This window comes from Flavobacterium sp. (assembly GCF_043780635.1).
In the GTDB taxonomy this organism is placed as follows: Bacteria; Bacteroidota; Bacteroidia; order Flavobacteriales; family Flavobacteriaceae; genus Flavobacterium.
On record NZ_JAYWCK010000163.1, the window covers coordinates 1 to 3,894 of the forward strand.

Genomic DNA, 3,894 nt, shown 5'->3' on the forward strand with positions numbered 1-3,894 from the left:
TAAAAATGCAATGTAGCGTTTCATAGCATCGTAATGTTCTTTCAAAAGCTGTACATCGCCATATTGTTGGTAAGTTTCCCACGCTACTACGATTCCTGCACTTCCCCAAAGCGTGCCACCAAAACCGCCACCCATTGGAGCTACATCAGTAAATCTACCGCTTTCTGCTTGCACATCACGCATACCCAAAAGGTGTCTTCTGAGAAATAAATCTGAATTTGTTAAATACGTTGCAGATTTTGAGAAAACCGAAATATCGCCACTCCAACCCATGCGTTCATTACGGGCAGGTGTATCGGTTGGAATGGAAAGAAAATTACTGCGAAGCGACCATGTAATGTTTTTCCAAAGTTTATTTACTAATTCGTTTGATGTTTCATAAGCCGAACTCAATTCATTTACCGAACTGATTACCAAGCCTTTAACATCAGTTACAGGAATGGCTTGGTCTATTCCAGTAATTTCGAGATAACGATAACCATGAAAAGTAAATCTTGGTTGAATGGTTTCATCGCCTCCTTTCAGAATATATATATCTTGGGTAAGTGCGGCTCTGATATTTTCCATCATCACCATGCCTACATTTTCACCATATTCTTTCAAATTTGGGTATTTTACTTCGGCATAACGCATCGTAATTACTTGACCTTTTTTACCATTTTTAATCAAAACTTGTGGAACTCCCACCATATTTTGAGCCATGTCATACACAAAAACTTTCGGACGAACTTCCTCAACTTTCTGAGCAATCATTGTTTTTACGATGGTGGCATTATCGCCCATTTGACCAATAATTTTAAAGTCTTTATAATCAAAAGTTGACTTTTGCCCACGACCATCAGTAAAAGTACCTTGATAAGCAGTACCTTCTAATGGAACTTCAACGGTAGCTTTCCAAGCACTTGCATCGTAAGCGGCGGTTGACCAATCTTTTATCAAAACCTCTTTATTTGCATCATAAACTTCTCCTTGAAAATAACTGCCATAACGAATAGGGCCGTCATTGAAAAACTTCCAATCGCTTGGATTTGAGGTGATTATCTGCTCCGAATCATCTGAATAGGTAATAACCAATTTACTCAAAAGCGATTGTCTATCTCCAAAGTAATTCCAACTATCGCCACTAAAAGTAATATTTCCACTCCACCAACCTTCACTCAACCATGCACCAATGGCATTTTTCTCGCCTTGTTTCAACGCGTCTTTCACATCATACGTTTGATACATGTGATTTTTGTTGTATTGAGTCAAACCTGGGTTAAAGTAGTCGTTGCTTACTCGTTTGCCATTCATATAAAACTCATAAATACCTCGAGCGGTTACATACAAGCGAGCCGTTTTGATAACCTTTGCTTGCGTAGAAAATGTGGTTCGGAGCATCGGAGCGGCATTTTTGCTTGGATTAGCTAAAATTAAAGCACCACCTTTGATTACATAATTGCCATTTTCAACACTTAAATTATTTGACTTGAAAACACCATTATAAGGTTGATTATCAAGCTTTTCTGTAAATAAAGTGTTTGATGGAAAACGGAAATTTTTGATTTCTACTTCTGAAAAACGTGCTACTTGCTTATCATTAGTTTGAAAACCAATATCTGCCAACATCGGAAAACTGATAAAATTATTACCACTTCCCACAGGATTTAGATTAAAACCACGTGCAGCAAACGGCGAAGCAACTCCTTCTACTTTTTCTTTTAGTTTGTTTTCTGCTTTATTTCCGTCAATAAATATTTCAAATAAACCAAAATTACATTCTACAAAAATCTTATGTTTTTCATATTTATTTGCTTGATTGATAATCGTTTGCGGAATTTCGATGCTCTTTATTGGGGTTTCTTTCGAATCATTTTTAGTGTAACCCACTCTGAAGATATTCAATTTTGCCAGTCCATCTGCTGATTCCGAAACATTTGTAACATCAAATTCAAAAGAGATATAACTTCGATTAGGAATATTTTCCATTGCCATCAAATTTAAATCTTTGTCCATCAAACGAGCATCATTTCCTCCAAAAACAAAAGCTGCTTTAGTTGAATTGGAAGCTTTATCAAGCTGAACAGCGTATTGGAATTTATAAACTGACAAATAATGCGAATAAAGCACCAAATCTTCGTTGCCTCCGCCAATCCAACTTGCTCCTGACCAAGCCGAAATAGCGGGATTCATCAAACCCGTTTCAAACCATGAACTATTGCTTGAAATTTTATTTGTATTGTCCCAAACGCTTAGTTTCCAAGTATAGCGAGTAGTTGCTTTCAGCGATGTTCCAGCATATTCAATGCCGTGCGAAATGTCAGAATTAACTTTTTTAGAGTCCCAAACGATTAGATTTTTTGAGTCAATAACTACAATCTGATAGGCATTTTGAGAATAACCTCTTTTAGCGTCCAAAGCCTTCATTTGCCATGAAAAATGAGGATTTTCAATATCAATTCCGAGCGGTTTTTCTTGATAATCAACCTTTAAGTTGTCGATAGAAACATTGGCAAAAACATTTCCTAAAATCGAGATAATTAGCAAAAATGTAAGCCAATTTGCTTTTTGTTTAAACATTGTATTAGGGTTTATAGAATTGGTTAAATATACTTCGCAATCTATCAAATGTTTGTTTTTAAGCCATTATGTACTTACCTGACTTTTTGAACATTGGTAGTGAATTTAGTTTTCAAATGTATGACCCCTATTGCTAATTAAGGTTTCAAATCAAATGAGAGTTCATAATAAGCATTGTTTTTTTTCTTTTCTTTGGTAATATCTCGGTCGAAAACACGGTTTAGATTATTTCCAGCTAAGTCCTCAAGTAGGGCGTTCACCCGTAACTTATAGTTCTCTGCTTTCCAAGATTCTGATGGTAAGAAATGCCATAGTTTATCTTTGGCACTAATACTTATGCTTCCCTTTACAGGCATTCCATTTTTGTCAATAATGCTGATTGATTCCTGTAATAAATAATGGTCTAAAGCCTGATGTGTATTAATGATGAGTTGTGTTGAGGCACCTGCTTTTGGGAGGTACAATTGCCATTGTGAAATATCAGGAACTTTGTTATCCCATTCTCCAACTAAAAACTCTTTTGTGTATTGTTTTGCGAGTTTTAAACCACGGTTATCTCTCCATTGTTGAGAAACAACCAACTGATACTTTTCTTTTATTTTAAGTGGGTTGCCAAGTTCTTTATTAAGTACCAATCCTCGCTTTATACGTCCAGGGTCAAGCCATAGAGTATAAACTGTGGTACTCGAATCCCACAATTCAGGTTGCAAATTGAGGAATATATTACGTAAAGTATCTTTGTTTTTATCTAATAAACAGATAAATTGTAGAGACTGACCAGTACGCATCGGTTTTGAAAACCTAAAATAAAATTTTAGTGTATTCTCAGGTAAAGTATCTGTTTCAGGATAAATAGAAATTAACGCAGGTGCTTGTTCGCTTTCATCAAATGGAACGGTTATTTCACCTATTGGTGCATTATTTTGCAAAATATGATAAGTGAGTCCAGGTGTTAGAGGGATAAGCGGCTCAAATATTAGTGAAGTATTGGCTGAAACAAAATTGCCTAAAATACCTTGATTTGTAGCCTTCAGCAATACTATTTTTAAGGAAGAATTTGGTTCAGTTATCGAAAAGTCTTTTAATAGGTGTTTGGGTATCTGTATTCCGGTGGCACGCTTATTTTTCCATACTAACTCAATTTTGTTTTGATGGTTTTCACAAGAATTTAACATTCCTACCACAAGAAAAGTCAGACTATACATTGTATATAGTCTGACTTTTATACTAATATTCAACTTATGCGAATTACGGGTTTAAAGTATAATTATTTTAAGATAACTTGACTCAAATTGTATTATTTTAATTTTTAGCAAAAAAAGACAGAGTGGGGTA

Annotated in this window: 2 protein-coding genes; both read right to left on the reverse strand. The window is 35.3% G+C overall.

The annotated features are described in order from the left end of the window. The coding region (locus ACH2BV_RS14835) for a family 78 glycoside hydrolase catalytic domain (protein ID WP_395051561.1) at positions 1 to 2,559 on the reverse strand (2,559 nt) is incomplete at its 3' end. Positions 2,560 to 2,696: 137 nt separating this feature from the next. Beyond that, complete coding sequence (locus ACH2BV_RS14840; protein ID WP_395051562.1) at positions 2,697 to 3,764, reverse strand: hypothetical protein; 1,068 nt, start codon at positions 3,762 to 3,764, stop codon at positions 2,697 to 2,699. Between the last annotated feature and the right edge of the window lie 130 nt (positions 3,765 to 3,894).